Genomic DNA, 15,498 nt, shown 5'->3' with positions numbered 1-15,498 from the left:
AGTCGCTTGATGTTCTGGCACAATTGACGCTACGTCGCATCTACTCCTGTGCCTATGTATGCAACATTGCTAATTGACGGGGATTGCAATGATCAAAATAACGGGGCTCGACAAACTGACCAAGACACTTGAGCAAGCTCAAAAGGCTCTCAGGGAAGTCGACGGCGAACTTGGGACTGTGAGTTTCGATCCCGACGACCCAGCCAGTATTGAAGCCGCCATACAAAGCGTGGGAGCAATGATTGACGAGCGACTTGGCCCTTATGAGAGGAACCCTGTGATTGCGCCTCTGATCGAAGGCATGAAGGAGCAATATAGGCAGGGGATCTTGGATCGGGCAGCTGAGGCGCGACTCGGGCAGAACGAAGACGCCGATGGCGACTGACCTGTTCAAGCAGATGAATAACGCGCTGCTCGATCTCCAGGCATCGCAGTATCAGACTTACCAGCGGCCCCTCAAGGTACTGGCCCGTCTGTTGCAAAATCCCGACCTTGCTGAGATCAACGCCGAGCTGACAGTGGGTCTCGATCTGGATAAGTTCCTTGGGGCTCAAACTCCGCGCGGAGGTCTCGTAGGCTCTGACACCCTCGATTGGCCAGACGACCCCAACGAGACGCTTGGCCTGACGCTGCTGCTGATCTTGAGGTTCGCCGAGGAGCCTCAAATGCTGCTCACCTTTGGGCACCATTACTTCCACTCCGGGAGCAAACTCAGCGCGGCTATCCACTCAGTCGTTGGGCAACTGCTGATCCCGTTCCTCCGGGACTACAAGTCATACGTTGAGGGCAAGCACGACAGTGGCGTGCGCTTGCTCTTGCCCGCATCGACCAATAACCGGGAGGCACGATTGACTGGGTTGGGATCGAACAAGGTCTTCATTGTCCACGGCCACGATGATGGCGCCCGCCACGGCCTCGCGAGGTTTCTTGAGAGACTTGGTCTCGAGCCCGTGGTCCTTCAGGAGCTACCTAACCAAGGTCGAACGATCATCGAGAAGTATGAGCAGATCGCGAGTGAAGTGGCTTTTGCGGTCGTATTGCTCACTCCCGATGACGTCGGGGCCTCCCATACTGCGACTGAACAGAACCATCGGGCACGCCAGAACGTGATATTTGAGCTTGGGTACTTTGCCGGACATCTGGGGCGCGGCAAGGTATGCCTGCTCCGCAAAGGTAATGTTGAAATACCGTCCGACCTCTACGGGGTTCTCTACATCGATTTGGACCCTTCGGAGGGATGGAAGGCAAAGCTCGTGACAGAGATGAAGGCCGCAAAGCTGGATTTTGACCCCAGCCGTATGTGGGGCTGACACCGGGGAAACAACGCACTACGACTTTGCTAGGCCGATAGGTCACTCCATGTCGGGCACGTCGCCACCCACAAAGAGCGTCGTCGGTTCTCCGTATTCGCCCAGCGACGGGTTAGCATCGCGTGACCACGCAATGACCCCGGCATGTTTCCCCGCCAAACCCTTCGCGGTCCTTATTGCCCGGTCCTCCGTCTGCTGCTCGGCTGGCCCAAAGACAGGCTGAAGGTCGCCGGTCTCATCGCGGTCGAAGGCGGTGACGACTATCAGCTTGGGCATCTTCGGTTGCGGAAGGATGTTGTCTGACATGCTGCTGCCCTTCGTGGGAGGTTCGTTAATCGGCCCCACCGCGCTGGCGTCGATGCCACCCCCGGCTGAACCCAAAGCTTACGGCGGGTGCCCATAGGGCCACCTCGCGTTCCAATGAGGCGTTGGCGATAAGAAGCGCCTTCACTGCCTCTCGGGCATCCCCGCCGCAGGTCGCTATAGCCTGATCAGCGGCAAGCTCCCAGTCCATTGCGGGTGGATCGACTTGCTGTTGCTCGGCTGGCATTGCTCGGTCTCACAGGTATTTCTCACCATCGCCACGATGCTCGAAACAGAACCAGTGCGGTTCACGCTTTGGCTTCGCGAAACCCCATCCGGCATCTTTGCCGCAGCCAGGACGCTCGCACCAATGATGCTGGATACCGGGCGCTGTGACGTGTTCTGAGCTTGGAAGTCTGATTTCGTCGCTCACGTCCCGCATCACCCCAACATTACCGGGGTATCGTCATAACTGACGGTCGCCACCCCCGGATGCCGGTGAGCTATGGCGAGTATCTTGGTCTCAAGCTCACAGTTGTAGACCATGAGAGCTTTCACGGTCTCAAGCGGGCTCTCGTATCGAGCGATCAGCTTCACCGCTTCCGAATGCAATTCGGCTTTGGCTTCAACGTCCAAATGCAAGATGCTCACGCTCGTTCCTCCTTCCGGGACGCGGCCCCGAGCGCGCGTCAAGTTGTTGCTGAAGGCGACCGTTGAGAACGATCATTTCCTTGAGCGCCTTCATCACGTCGCCCTTGTGGACGGCAACGAACTTCTCGGCGACGGCTTGAAGTGCGGCCTCTCGGCGGCTGTCCAGTGTCACAATGTGGTCCATGGCGATCACTCCAAACGCTTAGACACCCACAGGGAACAAAAAGAGAACATAAATGTCAAGGGCGGATTGACCAAGGCAGGAATGAGTTCCTATTTTGGGCCATGCCTGACACTGGTGGAAGACGAAAGCGTGGCGGAGAATGGAAGCTCAGCAATGCCCATGAGATAGGGCAGCTGGTGCTGGTCCGCTGCGGGCTCTGCAACGTCAAGCGCTGGTATCTGCCCAGTGATCTCAAGGAAATCTTCGGGGACGTTGAGGCCGATTTGGTGGGAGTCAAAATGAGTTGCAAACGGTGCGGCAAGAACGAGTACATGCACGCCGAGACGCAAAACCCCTCTGCGCGCGAACGCCAGGGTATTCGAGTTACGCGGCTCGCCGAAATAAGGACAGTACGGCGGGTCGTTTGGCGGGACGAGGGCTGAGGCCGCGTTGAACCAGTTCAACCCGATAGCCATACTGTATCCAGTTCGTCTACACCGTTGTTGTGGGGTCGATCCACGCCGCCAATGAGGCAATGACACTCTTGAAGTTCGGGTAATCTGTCTGCCACGTCGTAGTCCCCAAAAGGACAGTTGTTACATCTGGGGTCGCTTTGCCCTGTATGACACCCAAGCTGTGCTCAAGATCAACAGGCCACACCGTTTGCAAGTCAGATTCAGTCCGGCACCTTTCGAGGGCAGCGCGAGCCTTCTCCGTCTTTGGCTTCACGCTACCGTCCTCCAGAATGTCCTCGTCGGTGACCGCACTCCAGCGGATGCCCAATGCCCTCGAAATGGAGGCAAGTGCTGGAATGGCTGATACCCCTTCGCACTGGGTGACGCTGACCGACCGAGCGTCAACGTCCATGCCCAATTGTTCGAACGCCAGCTTGACCGCGAATTGGTCGTCCTTCCCCTCACAGAAGACCGCAGCTGTGCCGAACAGGAAGTCATGCGCGCCACGATCATCAAGCTTCGACTGCAGCTTCGCGCTTTGCTCCAACTTATCTGTGTGAACGCTTTTGCTCGTCACCGAGCCCTTCGTCCTCACCAGCCGGGTGATGAGTTGATCTTGGTCGAAAGACACCAACTCTGGCGAATGCGTTGTGTAGACCACCGTCCAGCCCTTCAAAGCCAGGGCGCCCAGAACCTTTCGGATTTTGCGGCGCAGATGGGGATGAAGGTGTGTTTCCGGCTCCTCTAAGAGTAGGACAACCCTTTCCTTCAACAACTCGGGATACTCTGAGAGTGCCTCAAGCGCCGCGAGACGGATCACACTTTGCCAACCGTCTCCCATGCTCCTAAGTGGAGTCGTGACGCTGTCAGGATCGGTTGCGAGCGACACGGCAAGTTGCTGGGCCAGCCATTCCTCCAACACCTGCGTGTTTGGCTGTAGGTCAATCTTTGCGTGGCTGCCAACGTACCGGCTGAAGACCCTTTCCAACCGGGGCTTCATGTCGCCAGTCCAGAACGGAAAGGCTTCCACTGCTTCCCGGAAGAAATCGTAAGCCTTGTGCAGTGTTCCAGGCATCCTCCTTTCGCTACCGTCGCTCACCTTCATCGTCCAATCGTCGCCAAGGAAGCGCGTTGCCAGAAGCCTCGACAGCTTGGCGATAGGGCCAGACTTCCAGACATACAGCGACGCTTCGATGTTCTGAGGTTTGAAGAACCATACCTCAGGCGTGTGTTCGTGGATGTCGTCCAGCCGAGCGTTCACGAGCTTGTATCCGATGTCGTGGTCGATGAACTTCGGCTTGTCCTCCGCGCTAAGCGACGTGCGGGGGGCAGTGGTTACGCTCTTGCCCTCCCTGTCGAACAAAGTTCGGCTGTGGCTCATCTTGCCGCCCTTGGCATTCCTTCCCTTGACCTGAACACCGTGGATCATGCTGGGTTTTGCGACGCCCTTGACAGCCGGGTATCCGAGTTCGTTGTCCGAATGAAAGTGCACTTGGACTGTGAACTCGCTGGACTGTCTTCCAGTCGCATCACAGAAGAAATCTGTCGATTCTGGTGACCACTGGTGGTAGCCCCCACCATTCAGAGCAAGCGCAATCGCATTGAGAACGGTGGACTTTCCCGCATTGTTCGAGCCGATGAGAACAGAGGGAAAGCCATCGCGAAGATCGAGCTCCAAATGTTCGATGCCACGAAAGCGGTCGATGACTACCTTCGACAGCTTGAAGTCGATGGGCATTGTCTGCTCCCCCCAAGTCGTGACTCGGGGTCGCGCAAGTCACTGGACCAGTGAGCCGCCCCGCTTACTTAGCCCTATAGTAACGACAGTTGGCCGCCAATGTCTTTGGCACTTTGCGGGAACTTGATCTGCGTGGCTGGCTTCTCCACGATGACAAGGGCGTCGTCCGGTGCCGTCCGCTGTAGCGCCTTTGCCTGAGACCACGGCGCGGTAAGCCAGGTCTCGGTGTCCTCTTGCGTCGTCAAGATCACTGGCATTGCCTTCTCGTGGATCGGCGCGATGAGGGCGTTGGGCTTGGTTGTCATGAACCCGTACAGCTCGAAATCGCCGGGACCGTCTTTGACCTTGCGAACACCTTGCCAGCGCGTCCACAGGCCGGCGAAGAAGAACAGGGGGCGGTCCTCTCCAAGGGCAAACCAGTAGTTCCTCTGCACGCCCGTCTCCGGGTCCTTGTCGCCCGGTGTGGGGCTGGGTTCTGCGAAGCTCGTCACAGGGACCACGCAACGATGCTCGACACCAACGTACTGCTGCCAGTGGCCGTATTGCGGATTGCGTATGTTGGTCGTGCCGTAGTCGGCCTTGCCCTTCACCCGCTCGGACGGGGTCGGCATGCCCCAAAGCAGGTTGGCAACCTCACGCGCCCCATCCGAGGCATTGCGGACCACCGGACCGGGCCTGTTCGGGTAGATGTCGACGGACGGCTCAAGGTTGCCCAAGATGTCCCGCAAGGTGCCGGTCCACTGGCGGATGGCCTCTTGTGAAGTGGTGAGGTTGTAGAGGTTGCACATCGTTTTAAATGTTCCCAACAGACACTGAGTTTCAACCAGTTCTCTCATCGCCAGTTGCCCCGGTCCAGTTGCCCCCTTGAAATAGTTCTTTAAGTGGCTCTTAGTTGAGGTTGGTGGGTTTGGATGTTGGGTTATGCGTTCGGTTCTGAAGTTTCTCGCTGTCACGTCAGTTATTGTCGCCACATCAAGTTCAGCTAAGGCTCTGGAATACAAGCCGGTATCGTCGCCGGGCGAGCTTCCGTTTCTCATCGTCTCCGGTGAATTTGGGGTCAACGAACCTCTGAACGAGTTTAGCCGAGCTGTCACAAGCAGTGGGGCTAGGGTGGTCGTATTCGACTCGCCGGGAGGCAGTATCGGAAGTGCAATGCAGCTTGGACGTATGATCCGGGCAGCCGGCCTTGATACGCTTCAAGTCCGACAGTTGCAGTGCGCGTCGGCTTGCTCGTTAGCTTACATGGGTGGCGTTCGCCGTGTTGCCGATCCGGGCTCTATTGGTGTTCATCGCTCATCCTTCGCCCCAGAGAACGGGATGTCTACCGACGAGGCTGTGGCCAACGTTCAAGCCGTAACTGCCGATATCATGTCCTACATGTCCGAGATGGGCGTGGACCCCAAGTTGATGGCCGTAGCATTGAGTTACGACAGGTCTGATATGCGATATCTCTCCGCCAGTGAGATGGCTGAACTGCGCGTAACCAACATTTCCACCACGCCGCCGTCCATTGACACGTCGCGTGTGTCGCCAACGCCCAGTCCGGCCCCGGCTGAAGCCAGCGCAGACGAGCGGCAGCTAGAGAGCGCGGCGGTAGCATTTATCAAAGGGCTCATCGAGCACCATGGCGACAACGCAGATTTGGCGATCGCTCAGGTTCAAAATTCGTATGCTGGCATCGTCGACTATTACGGAAAGCCAACGGACCTAAGCTCGATCATCGCCGACAAGAGAAGCTATTTCCAACGATGGCCGGAACGGGGATACAATCTCCACGACGAGAGCGTCATAGTCACCTGTGCCAATGAGCGATGCATGGTGTCGGGCACTTACGACTGGGTCGTCCGCAGCCTGCCAAGGCACAAGCAGGCAAAAGGTGTGGCGCGCTTCAGTTATACGATTGCGATTGGGCAGAACCCCAAAATCATCGCTGAGACCAGCAAAGTCATGCGCTAGGATCTCAAAAAGTCCGCGAGGGGGGAAGCGACGCCTAACTTAGCCAACGGCTGCGAAGGCCTTCACCATCGCCTCAGTCGCCACCTTAAGGCGCGCGCCTCTTCGCCGCCACAGCCCCAACACTGCCCGAAGAGTGACCGAGAATTAGTCCTGGTCGGACTTAGTGAAGCCGGCATCACGCAAACGCCTTCTCAAGCACTTCCTTCTGTTTCCCGTCCATCACATGCGCGTAGTGCTTCAACAGCACGGCCACCTGTGTATGGCCAGTCAGCGACATAACGGTCCTGAGGTCGGCCCCTGACGCCACCAGACGGGACGCAAACGCTTTCCTGAGGTCGTAAGGACGGACGTCGCTCAGTCCAGCCGCCTCAAACATCTTAGCGGCGAACTTCTTGATCGTCGTTAGGTGGCCCGTCTTTGCTGCCTTATAGCCCCGCTGCCGTGTCCCCTTCGCTCCGTCTGACGGAAACACGAATGGGCTGTCTCCGCGCTCTTCGATCATACGCTTGAGCAGCGCCACGGCCTCGGCCCTCAACGTCACGCGATGGGTCCGCCGTTGCTTCACTGTTTGCGCCGGCTTCGTCCACACGCCGGCGTCGAGGTCGACGTCAGTCCATCGCATGGCGAATGCTTCCTGCGGTCGGCTCCCGGTCAACCATAACAGCCGCACGGCATCCGCGTTCTGCCCGGGATTGGCATCCAGCACCTTCAACAGGCCGTCAATCTCAGTGTCAGCCAACAGCCGCTCCCGGTGTCGGGCTTCCGCCTTGGCGCTACCCATGACGGGATTGTCTGCCCGATAGCGTCCCCGCAACGCCGCTGTGAACACGCTCGATAGGCCGGCCCTGACGTGATTGTGTAGAGCCGGTCGACGGGCGAGCTTGGTTAGAATGCGGTCGATGTCTGTAGCCGTCACGTCCCTCAGAAACCGGGTTCCGATAGTCGGCTCGACGTGGTCACGCATCTGTTGCTTGAAATCGCGGATGTAGCGCGCCGCCCTCCCCTTCGCTTCCATGGTCTCAGCAACTTCCTTGATAAGGTCAGAAACGGTAACGCCAGTTCGCTTCCGCTCCCGCTGCTTCTCTGCCGGGTCGGAGCCCGCAGCAAGCTCTCCGAAGCGTTGCCTCGCGATTGCCCTCGCGTCATCAAGGTCAATTTGCTCGACGGGTCCAATGTTCATCTTCCGGTCGCGACCGTTCCTGCCGCCGAAGGTGTCGTCCTTCCAGCGCATCGCGAAGGTCGGTCTCCTCCCAGGCCGAAGGCGAATGCCAAACGCAAGAACCTCGGTGTCCCAAATCCATGTCTCTGTGGTAGTCTCCTTAGGCAAATCTCGTTCTATGAGCCGCTTTGTGATCTTCACGCGCATATATCGCCTCTCTGCCATGGGGACCTAGCCGGGGACGCCGTGGGGACGTGCGATGCCGCCACCGTACGCCTTGTGTTCCTGTATTTCTGGGTCCGTCATGGGGACGTGTAATTGCGCCGGGTCCACTCCGCAAGCCTTATTTCTCTTAGGCGTATCCCCTGTAGCGTAAGGTGTTTACCTGCCAGACATGGGCGACTTCGGCTACAGCTTCCTAATCTGTAGGTCACAGGTTCGATTCCTGTCGGGATCACCAGCAAGATCAAAGGCTTGGTGACTGAGATAGCCTGTCGGCATGTTGCAGCACTGATGGACTGGTTTTCGGTGATTTTCACGGACGCGACCAAGCAAGCAGCCTGACTTTAGTTCCATAGAAAAAGTCCATCCCTGAGGTCTCAGGAGCGAGCTTTAAGCATCTACAGCCGCGAAGAGAATCGACCTCTTGCAAGTACAATTTCAGATCGAGCGATGGTTCCCAGTCGATCCGTTACGGTCTGAGTTCGGCGCCGCCAACTCAACGAAGCCGGCCGTATCCTAGCTGGCAACCAGGGGCACCGTGACGGTCGTGGCGTAATTTATCGGATACTGGTCGAAATACGGGAAAGCGATGACGAAGGCATAGCTGGCGGTCAGATGCGCCATCTTGAAACCGCCGCTGGCAGGGTCGGTCGCGATCGTCACAATGACGTTCTTCAGACCCAGGTTCACCAATTTCTGCGTGGCGATGGCCTGGATGTCGCTCTGCGAAAGCGTGTTGTTCAGCTGCAGCGCCCGGGAAGAGGTTTCCAGTGTATAGCGGACGGTCGACACGGCATTCATGGCCCAGCCGAAGGCGAAGATTCCGAACAAAAGCATCACCAGGAAAGGCGCGATCAAGGCGAATTCCAGCCCGGCTGCGCCGGAGCAGTCACGGCGCCACCTGGATCCGATCCTTTCAGCGGACACGGATCACCTCCTGATGACTGATCGCGCGCGGGTCCGGGAAGACACCGAAGTTAAACGGGGGCACCCAGGTGCCCGTCGCCGTTATCTGGACGAAGACGGTCGGCAGCTTCGTTCCGCCGCAAATGGTGGTCGCATCCACGACCGTGGCGCCGCACAAATAGGAGCGGACCAGTACGACCGCGGCGTCCTCGGGCTTGTCGTTCCAGCTCGAAAGCGCGACCGCCTGCGTTCCGGTGTCATTGGACGCGCCGGCCATTACGAGATTGGCCGCGGTTTTGACGCCCGCGCGCATCTGCAGGTAACTCGTTACGTAGGACCAGCCGTCGGCGATGCCGAGGCAGACGAGGCACAGGATGGGCAGCAACATGGAAAACTCGACGGCAGCTATCCCGGATTTGTCCAGGACAATGCGCAAGGTCCGCCCACCCATCCCGCTACTCGACGAGCTGAACGGATTGCGTCGCCGGAATGTTCTTCATCCCGAGGCTGGTGCAGTCCTGCTTGATGGTCGTACTGCCGGACCACTGGATGGTGTCGGCGACGACCTGAGTGCAGCCGCCGTTCCCCGAGAAGTTGCCAAGGTAGTTGACCTGCTGCCTGGGGAAATAGATGGCGCCGGTCAAAAGCGAGTCCGCTGTGCCGTTGAAGGTGCTCTGTGCCGCAGTCCCGGTCCTGTCGCCGTAGAACAGCACGCCGGAATAGGCTCCGGAGGTAGGCGCGCTCAGCGTCACCTTGGCGTTGCCGTTCATGCTGACGGTGTTGCTGCCTGCCATGAAGATGGTTACCCCGCTGCCGGCGACGACCGCGTTGGCGTTGACCTTCATACCGCCCTGCACGACGTAGACGCCGGGCTGCAGGGTGACGTTGCCGCTGAGGCTCATGCCGCTACAGTAGGTGCCAGGCTGGAGTGTTTGCGACGTCTTGTTGCCATTGACATTCTTGCAAGGGTTGCCGGCTGTCGGCGTCGCCAAGCCGGAGAAAGGATCGGCTGCCGGCAAGGCTCGGGTGATGTTGGACTTGCAGACTGTGGTCGCTGGATTGTTCAGCACCATGCCGCCGACCGTGATCAGGCAGTCGGCCTTGAGCACCGCCGAGCCCTGCGTCTTTATGGCGTCCGAGGCAATCGAGTCCGACATGACCGAACAGCCGGTGAGGTTGACGGTGGTGTTGCCGGAAAAGAGCGCAGCCTGGGAGGCCGACGGACTGAGCGCCAGCACGCAAGCTTTGGAGGCGTCATTGATCAGCGCCACCGCCCTTGCCTGTTCGGCAACGGGCGCCTGGTTGAAAATCGCCGTGAAGTAGCGGTCGAGGTTCTGCTTGACGATGACCTCCACTGCCTTCTTCGCGGTGTTCGGGCCGGACAATGGCGGCGTGTTGACCTGGATCGTGCCCGGCGTGGCAAAATTGTTCGAGGTCGCGGACTGCGTGGCGGCGGCGATGATGGTCGGGTTATCGGAACCCGCGACTTTCTCGAGCGCGCCGGCATAGGCCGCGGCATCGGCAACGGCCTGCAGCTTGAGGCTGCTGTAATACCAGAAGGATGTCTCCACACCGAGGCCGGCGCCGCCAACCACGACCGGCAAGGTGAAGGCAACGATGACGGCAACGTTACCGTTCGTGGCGCGCCTTAGGCGGCTCAAAGCAAACCAAATCCGGGTGAACGCGTTGGATGCCATATGTATTAGAAACCACGAATAGATAAACGAATGTCTAAAAACTCCATTCCGATTCGACGTAGTCGAACGGGCTAGCTAGGCGCAAGTTGCAGCGACCGCGCAACATCCTGTCGGAGGTTCCGCCCCAATCGACGAATGCGAAATATGCCGCTATCCCGAACTTTGTTGTCGACCAAGTGACATTTAAATGCCCCCTCTGCGAAGAAGCTATCGAGAAGACAGGGGACACCGCGCTGCCGGTACGGGGAAAGATCGGCTCACGCCGCCTCAGGAACTTTGTTCAATCCGTCCGGGGCTGGCTCTGAGGGCCACACACGCCCGAAACCAACTACTCCAGCCACAATCAGTCCGTGAGGCGCCCACGAAACAACGTGGTGCCGTCGGTCAGCTGCGACCTGGAGATATCCCGGAACCCAGCTTCGGCCATCCACCCGCGATACTGACCTTCCGTGTACGATTCGCCTGCGCGGTAAAGGTTCAGGAAGGTGAGATTGAGAAAGACACCCTCAGGCGGGCCGAGACGGTCGTCATCGACGACACCCCACCCCGCAATTGCGATCTCGCCTCCTTGGGTGAGGCAACGCGCCGCGTTCAGGATCGAACTGCGCGCCTGGTCCGGCGGCAGGACCTGGACGACAGCCTTCAGGATTGCCAAGTCATGCCGGCCGGTCGATGGCGCGACCGTTATGTCGCCTTCTTCGACAACCACATCGCCGGCACCGTATTCCGACAGGATCGCTGGTGCGACCGCCGCGACCGTCGGGAGTTCCATCAAAGTCGCCGCAATATGCGGCCATCGCTCGCGAAGACCGACCAGAATGGTCCCGGCGCCGCCGCCGATGTCGATCACCGAACTGACCGCCGAGAAGTCCAGTTCACGGGCGAGATTTCGGCCGAAAATCACCCCTCCCGGTGCGAGCATGCGGCTGAAGGCCGCTGCGGATTCTGGCCCCGCTTCGGAAAAGTCGTGCAGCGCGGCCGGCCGATTCTGCCGCAGCGACTCTGCGGTCAAAAGGTCGGCTCCCCAGAGTTCGCGCAGCAGCACATGATCGCCGCCGCGATAGGTCGGCTTGGACGCGTCGAGGAACTCCGACGCTTCGGCTCCGTTGCGAAACTGACCATCCTCGACGTCGAGGAGACCGATGCTGGCGAGCGCGTAGAGGAACCGCGACAGACGAGCGGGCTCGACTTTGAGCGCTGCCCCAAGGCTGTCGGCAGTCGCAGCATCGCCGCCGAGCCAGGTGAAGATGCCAAGGTCCAGCCCGGCACGAAGCGCCAAGGCGGGGGGCACCCCTGCGATCAGCTTGTCGATCCGATCGGAATCCACCATGTCATATCCCGTTGTGCGATCCAGGATCGACTTTGAACAGCTCGGCCAACCTCGTCAAATCAGTTCGCCAGCGCGCCGCTCTCCGCGTCGAGCAGGTTCAGCTTGGCGGTATCGGGTTCGACGTAAAGCGTATCTCCGGGGCCAGCGCTGATCCTACCAGCGCCCGCGACCGTTGTGCGCCGGCCCGGCATACCTCAAAAATCCGGCTGTGATAATGGCTGGTCGCGCCTTCGGACGCTACGCAGGCAAGGCCAGCAGCGCCAGTCCGGCCAGCGCCGAGCCGGCCAATGTCGGCAGCATGCCGATCCTCAGTTTCAGCATGGCGACCATGGCGGCCGCCGCCAGCAGCGCGGCGCGCCAATCCAGCGACGACAGCACCGGTAGCTCCATCCCAAGACCAAAACGGTGCACCGCGCCGAAGACGACATGCAGTGCGAACCACAGCGCAAGGTTCATCACCACGCCGACCACAGCCGCCGTGATCGCACTCAGCGCCGCCGACAGCGCCTTGTTGCCGCGCAGCGCCTCGATGTAGGGGGCACCCAGAAAGATCCAGAAGAAGCACGGCACGAACGTCACCCAGAGCGTCAGCAATGCGCCGAGCGATCCGGCCACAAGCGGTCCCATCGCACCGGCGTGACGATAGGCGGCGACGAAGCCGACGAACTGCAGCACCAGGATCAATGGTCCCGGCGTCGTCTCGGCCAGACCAAGCCCATCGACCATTTCACCCGGCGCCAGCCAGCCGAACGAGGTCACCGCTGCCTGCGCGACATAGGAGAGCGCAGCGTAGGCGCCGCCGAATGTGACCACCGCCATCAGGCTGAAGAAGCCGCCAAGCTGTGCCCAAACACTGGCAGGGCCGGTCAGCGCCAGGATCAGTACGACCGGCCCGAGCCAGATCGGCAGCCAGATCGCGATGGTGCGCGGCGCGTGCCATTTCGTCGGCTTGGTGTGAGCGAGGTCGCCGCGTTCGAACATGACGTCGACGGCGCCCCTGACATCGGGCAAATTGTCCTTGCCGCGTGCGGCTCCGGAAAAACGCGCCGGTGCCAAGCGGTTGCCGATCCAGCCGGTCAGCCCTGCAACCAGGATGATCAGCGGAAACGGCAGCCTGATGACATAGATGGCAAGGAACGCGGCCACCGCGATCGCCATCATCACCCGGTTCTTGAGCGCCCGTTTGCCGATGCGGAGGACCGCCTCGACGACGACGGCCAGCACCGCCGCCTTGATGCCGAAAAACAGCGCCTCGATGACGGGCGCATCATTGTAAAGCACGTAGAAGATGCTGAGGCCCAGCATGACAAACGCACCGGGCAGCACGAACAGGATGCCGGCAACGAGGCCGCCGGCGGTCCGGTGCAGCAGCCAGCCGATATAGATGGCGAGCTGCTGTGCCTCGGGGCCTGGCAGAAGCATGCAGTAGTTGAGCGCATGCAGGAACCGCTGCTCGCCGATCCAGCGGCGATCCTCGACCAATTCCTTGTGCATCAGCGCGATCTGTCCGGCCGGCCCGCCGAAGGAGAGCAGGCCGATCCTTGCCCACAGTTTCGCGGCTTGGCGGAAGGTCGGGACGATCGGAGCCTCGGTAGCCTGTGCATCGTCGTCCGCGGCGAGGGCGCTCATGGCGCTTTGCCCGCGCTGGGCCAATTGTGGGTTTCGTCAGTGGCATCGCGGCACCATCTGAAGAACGCATCGTAGAGCAGCATGCCGGCATCAAGCTGTTCGAGATCGTCGCGGAACATGCGCGACAGCCCGAGCGATGCAGCGAGGAACCCGGCCGCCTGCGGTACGAGATCGAGGCGCGCCGTATCGGCTGCACGCACGATCAGCGCAAGGCGATCGAGCGCTTCGGACCGCAACCCGAACTCTTCGATCATCGTGTCGAAGGTGCAGCGCTCGCCGCGATGGCTCCAGAACACGTCGTCGATGTCGAAGGCAACCGCCCCAAACCGATCGGCGGCCGCCAGCACTTCAGACGGCTCGACAAACAGGAACACCGCCGAGGGATCGACGAAGCGGCGGATCAGCCAAGGACAGGCGATGCGGTCGACCTTGGGGCGGGCACGCGTCACCCAGACCGTGCGGCCCTTGTCGTCGCGGGGCGGTATCTTGTCGGCCTTGACCAGAAGTCCCTTGGCCGCCTGCCACGCCTCGAAGCCGCCTTCAAGGGATTCGGCAGCAATGCCCTCATGGCGCAGCCACGCGGCAACGCCTTGCGAGAGCTTCAGCCCCTTCTGGCAGATGACGACAGCATGAGCCCCCGTGAACTCGGCCGCCCAGCTCGAAACAGACTTGAAGTCGCGCCGGCACGAGGCCGGAAGCAGCCGCGGATCGACGTCGTAGTCTTCGTCGATGCGGACATCGACAAGAACAGGCGCGTCGGACAGACCGACAAGGCGGGAAAGCTGCGCTACGGTGATTGCGGTTGTTGACGGCATGGCGTCCACCTCCAGAGTGAGAGTTTGGACGCGATCATTGGGCTGACGCCTCACGGGGTCGTCGCGAAGGAACCCCTTGCCACAATGCTGGATTGATCTTTCGTCTTTGTCAAGGAAAGAGCGGCGCCGGGGGAGCGCGCCTACTGCGCCGTCCAGCCGCCATCCATCGGCAAAGTCGTGCCGGTAATCTGCCTGGCCGAGTCCGAGCACAGAAACAGCGTCAGCGCGGCGAGCTCCTCGACGGTGACGAATTGCTTCGTCGGCTGTGCCGCCAGGAGCACGTCGCGCTTGACCTGTTCCTCGGTCATGCCGCGCGCCTTCATCGTGTCGGGGATCTGCTTTTCGACCAGTGACGTCCAGACATAGCCGGGCGCGATGGCGTTTACGGTGATGCCGTCCTGCGCGACTTCCAGCGCTACCGTCTTGGTCAGACCCGCTATGCCGTGCTTGGCCGAGACGTAAGCCGACTTGAACGGCGAGGCGACCAGTGCATGCGCCGACGCGGTGTTGATGATGCGGCCCCATTTGCGCGCCTTCATGCCGGGCACCACGGCCTTGATCGCGTAAAAGGCGGCAAGCAGATTGATGCGGATGATGGCTTCCCACTTGTCGTCGGGAAACTCCTCGATTGGCGCGACATGCTGTATCCCGGCATTGTTGACCAGAATGTCGAGGCTGCCCAAGGCCTGCTCGGCTTCGCGCACCATGGCGGTCACCGCTGCGCCGTCCATCATGTTGGCGCCGGAGTAGCGGCACTGGACGCCAAAATCCTTCTCGATGCCGGCGCGCTCCTGTTCGATCGCCGCGGCTTCGCCAAGGCCGTTGATCGTGACGTTGGCGCCCTCGGCGGCAAGGGCGCGGGCAATGGCCAGGCCAATGCCGCTGGTCGATCCGGTGACGAGCGCATTCTTCGAAGAAAGGGAACCCATGGAGATCTCGCGACTGTTAGGAGGACTACAAAGGCACATAGTTTGTGCGCCGCAACATGACAATGCCATAACCATATGTCGGCGCCATCACAGCCCTAAAACGCGCTTTGCCGGCCTCGCCGAGCGCCGTCTCAAGGCTGACACGGCAGTGTTATGGTGCGGCGCAACATAGTCGGCCGCGCATTCGCGCAGTCATTCCTGAACCATCGATCCAACGAATCAGGGGGCTGTAGCT

At 60.2% G+C, this 15,498-nt stretch carries 18 protein-coding genes; 4 read left to right on the top strand and 14 right to left on the bottom strand.

Translation table 11 applies throughout. From position 1 onward, the window contains the following. Positions 1-88 precede the first annotated feature (88 nt). Together NKI37_RS09315 and NKI37_RS09310 are read left to right on the top strand one after the other, a co-directional pair. Entirely contained in the window at positions 89-385 is a 297-nt protein-coding gene (locus NKI37_RS09315; protein WP_352790787.1) for a YuaX family protein, read from the top strand. After that, a complete protein-coding gene (locus NKI37_RS09310; RefSeq protein ID WP_352790789.1) occupies positions 375-1,310 on the top strand; it encodes a TIR domain-containing protein in 936 nt (311 codons plus the stop codon). The genes NKI37_RS09315 and NKI37_RS09310 overlap by 11 nt, the downstream gene beginning before the upstream one ends. Before the next feature lie 42 nt (positions 1,311-1,352). Here the strand turns inward: NKI37_RS09310 and NKI37_RS09305 are convergent, their stop codons facing one another. Further along, positions 1,353-1,616, bottom strand: coding sequence for a hypothetical protein (locus NKI37_RS09305; RefSeq protein WP_284269195.1), 264 nt, complete (start codon positions 1,614-1,616; stop codon positions 1,353-1,355). Positions 1,617-1,839: 223 nt separating this feature from the next. Here NKI37_RS09305 and NKI37_RS09300 point away from each other — a divergent pair, with 223 nt between their 5' ends. Beyond that, positions 1,840-2,019, top strand: coding sequence for a hypothetical protein (locus NKI37_RS09300; RefSeq protein WP_352790791.1), 180 nt, complete (start codon positions 1,840-1,842; stop codon positions 2,017-2,019). A 35-nt stretch (positions 2,020-2,054) separates the two neighbouring features. Here the strand turns inward: NKI37_RS09300 and NKI37_RS09295 are convergent, their stop codons facing one another. The 5 genes from NKI37_RS09295 to NKI37_RS09275 all read right to left on the bottom strand — a co-directional run bounded on the left by NKI37_RS09295 (position 2,055) and on the right by NKI37_RS09275 (position 5,408). Further along, a complete protein-coding gene (locus tag NKI37_RS09295) occupies positions 2,055-2,264 on the bottom strand; it encodes a hypothetical protein (RefSeq protein WP_352790793.1) in 210 nt (69 codons plus the stop codon). Then, complete coding sequence (locus NKI37_RS09290; RefSeq protein WP_352790795.1) at positions 2,239-2,448, bottom strand: hypothetical protein; 210 nt, start codon at positions 2,446-2,448, stop codon at positions 2,239-2,241. The genes NKI37_RS09295 and NKI37_RS09290 overlap by 26 nt, the downstream gene beginning before the upstream one ends. Before the next feature lie 89 nt (positions 2,449-2,537). Beyond that, positions 2,538-2,903: a hypothetical protein gene (locus NKI37_RS09285; RefSeq protein ID WP_352790797.1), complete on the bottom strand. Its 366-nt coding sequence runs from the start codon at positions 2,901-2,903 to the stop codon at positions 2,538-2,540. A 16-nt stretch (positions 2,904-2,919) separates the two neighbouring features. Next, positions 2,920-4,620: an ATP-dependent nuclease gene (locus NKI37_RS09280; RefSeq protein WP_352790798.1), complete on the bottom strand. Its 1,701-nt coding sequence runs from the start codon at positions 4,618-4,620 to the stop codon at positions 2,920-2,922. A gap of 74 nt (positions 4,621-4,694) precedes the next feature. Continuing rightward, positions 4,695-5,408, bottom strand: coding sequence for an SOS response-associated peptidase (locus NKI37_RS09275; RefSeq protein WP_352790807.1), 714 nt, complete (start codon positions 5,406-5,408; stop codon positions 4,695-4,697). A gap of 133 nt (positions 5,409-5,541) precedes the next feature. Between NKI37_RS09275 and NKI37_RS09270 the strand changes: the two genes are divergently transcribed. Next, on the top strand, positions 5,542-6,576 hold the full coding sequence (locus tag NKI37_RS09270) for a COG3904 family protein (protein ID WP_352790799.1): 1,035 nt from the start codon (positions 5,542-5,544) through the stop codon (positions 6,574-6,576). A 175-nt stretch (positions 6,577-6,751) separates the two neighbouring features. On the opposite strand, the gene NKI37_RS09265 is transcribed toward NKI37_RS09270, so the two are convergent. The 8 genes from NKI37_RS09265 to NKI37_RS09230 all read right to left on the bottom strand — a co-directional run bounded on the left by NKI37_RS09265 (position 6,752) and on the right by NKI37_RS09230 (position 15,263). Then, positions 6,752-7,942, bottom strand: coding sequence for a tyrosine-type recombinase/integrase (locus NKI37_RS09265; RefSeq protein WP_352790801.1), 1,191 nt, complete (start codon positions 7,940-7,942; stop codon positions 6,752-6,754). Positions 7,943-8,473: 531 nt separating this feature from the next. Beyond that, entirely contained in the window at positions 8,474-8,884 is a 411-nt protein-coding gene (locus tag NKI37_RS09260) for a TadE/TadG family type IV pilus assembly protein (protein WP_023708223.1), read from the bottom strand. Then, complete coding sequence (locus tag NKI37_RS09255) at positions 8,874-9,299, bottom strand: TadE/TadG family type IV pilus assembly protein (protein WP_352790803.1); 426 nt, start codon at positions 9,297-9,299, stop codon at positions 8,874-8,876. The genes NKI37_RS09260 and NKI37_RS09255 overlap by 11 nt, the downstream gene beginning before the upstream one ends. A gap of 19 nt (positions 9,300-9,318) precedes the next feature. Next, positions 9,319-10,524, bottom strand: coding sequence for a pilus assembly protein TadG-related protein (locus tag NKI37_RS09250; protein WP_348529196.1), 1,206 nt, complete (start codon positions 10,522-10,524; stop codon positions 9,319-9,321). 379 nt (positions 10,525-10,903) lie between these two features. After that, complete coding sequence (locus NKI37_RS09245) at positions 10,904-11,890, bottom strand: methyltransferase (RefSeq protein ID WP_023696403.1); 987 nt, start codon at positions 11,888-11,890, stop codon at positions 10,904-10,906. Positions 11,891-12,127: 237 nt separating this feature from the next. Beyond that, a complete protein-coding gene (gene chrA, locus NKI37_RS09240; RefSeq protein WP_023683940.1) occupies positions 12,128-13,519 on the bottom strand; it encodes a chromate efflux transporter in 1,392 nt (463 codons plus the stop codon). Beyond that, positions 13,516-14,334 (bottom strand): chromate resistance protein ChrB domain-containing protein, encoded by an 819-nt coding sequence (locus NKI37_RS09235; protein WP_023683941.1) that lies wholly within the window; start codon positions 14,332-14,334, stop codon positions 13,516-13,518. The genes chrA and NKI37_RS09235 overlap by 4 nt, the downstream gene beginning before the upstream one ends. Positions 14,335-14,474: 140 nt before the next feature. Then, the gene (locus NKI37_RS09230) at positions 14,475-15,263 is read right to left on the bottom strand and encodes a 3-hydroxybutyrate dehydrogenase (RefSeq protein ID WP_023683942.1); all 789 of its coding nucleotides are present in this window, start codon (positions 15,261-15,263) and stop codon (positions 14,475-14,477) included. Positions 15,264-15,498: the final 235 nt, after the last annotated feature.

The organism is Mesorhizobium sp. M0626 (assembly GCF_040320665.1).
GTDB lineage: Bacteria > Pseudomonadota > Alphaproteobacteria > Rhizobiales > Rhizobiaceae > Mesorhizobium.
The sequence above is the reverse complement of the archived record's forward strand: the minus strand, read 5'-3'. Positions and strand labels throughout refer to the sequence as shown.

Coding starts and splice junctions, on each gene's coding strand:
- NKI37_RS09265 (WP_352790801.1), bottom strand. CDS start 7,942: ATGCGCGTGAAGATCACAAAGCGGCTCATAGAACGAGATTTGCCTAAG.
- NKI37_RS09270 (WP_352790799.1), top strand. CDS start 5,542: ATGCGTTCGGTTCTGAAGTTTCTCGCTGTCACGTCAGTTATTGTCGCC.
- NKI37_RS09280 (WP_352790798.1), bottom strand. CDS start 4,620: ATGCCCATCGACTTCAAGCTGTCGAAGGTAGTCATCGACCGCTTTCGT.
- NKI37_RS09230 (WP_023683942.1), bottom strand. CDS start 15,263: ATGGGTTCCCTTTCTTCGAAGAATGCGCTCGTCACCGGATCGACCAGC.
- NKI37_RS09315 (WP_352790787.1), top strand. CDS start 89: ATGATCAAAATAACGGGGCTCGACAAACTGACCAAGACACTTGAGCAA.
- NKI37_RS09310 (WP_352790789.1), top strand. CDS start 375: ATGGCGACTGACCTGTTCAAGCAGATGAATAACGCGCTGCTCGATCTC.
- NKI37_RS09275 (WP_352790807.1), bottom strand. CDS start 5,408: ATGTGCAACCTCTACAACCTCACCACTTCACAAGAGGCCATCCGCCAG.
- NKI37_RS09235 (WP_023683941.1), bottom strand. CDS start 14,334: ATGCCGTCAACAACCGCAATCACCGTAGCGCAGCTTTCCCGCCTTGTC.
- NKI37_RS09290 (WP_352790795.1), bottom strand. CDS start 2,448: ATGGACCACATTGTGACACTGGACAGCCGCCGAGAGGCCGCACTTCAA.
- NKI37_RS09305 (WP_284269195.1), bottom strand. CDS start 1,616: ATGTCAGACAACATCCTTCCGCAACCGAAGATGCCCAAGCTGATAGTC.
- chrA (WP_023683940.1), bottom strand. CDS start 13,519: ATGAGCGCCCTCGCCGCGGACGACGATGCACAGGCTACCGAGGCTCCG.
- NKI37_RS09285 (WP_352790797.1), bottom strand. CDS start 2,903: ATGGCTATCGGGTTGAACTGGTTCAACGCGGCCTCAGCCCTCGTCCCG.
- NKI37_RS09245 (WP_023696403.1), bottom strand. CDS start 11,890: ATGGTGGATTCCGATCGGATCGACAAGCTGATCGCAGGGGTGCCCCCC.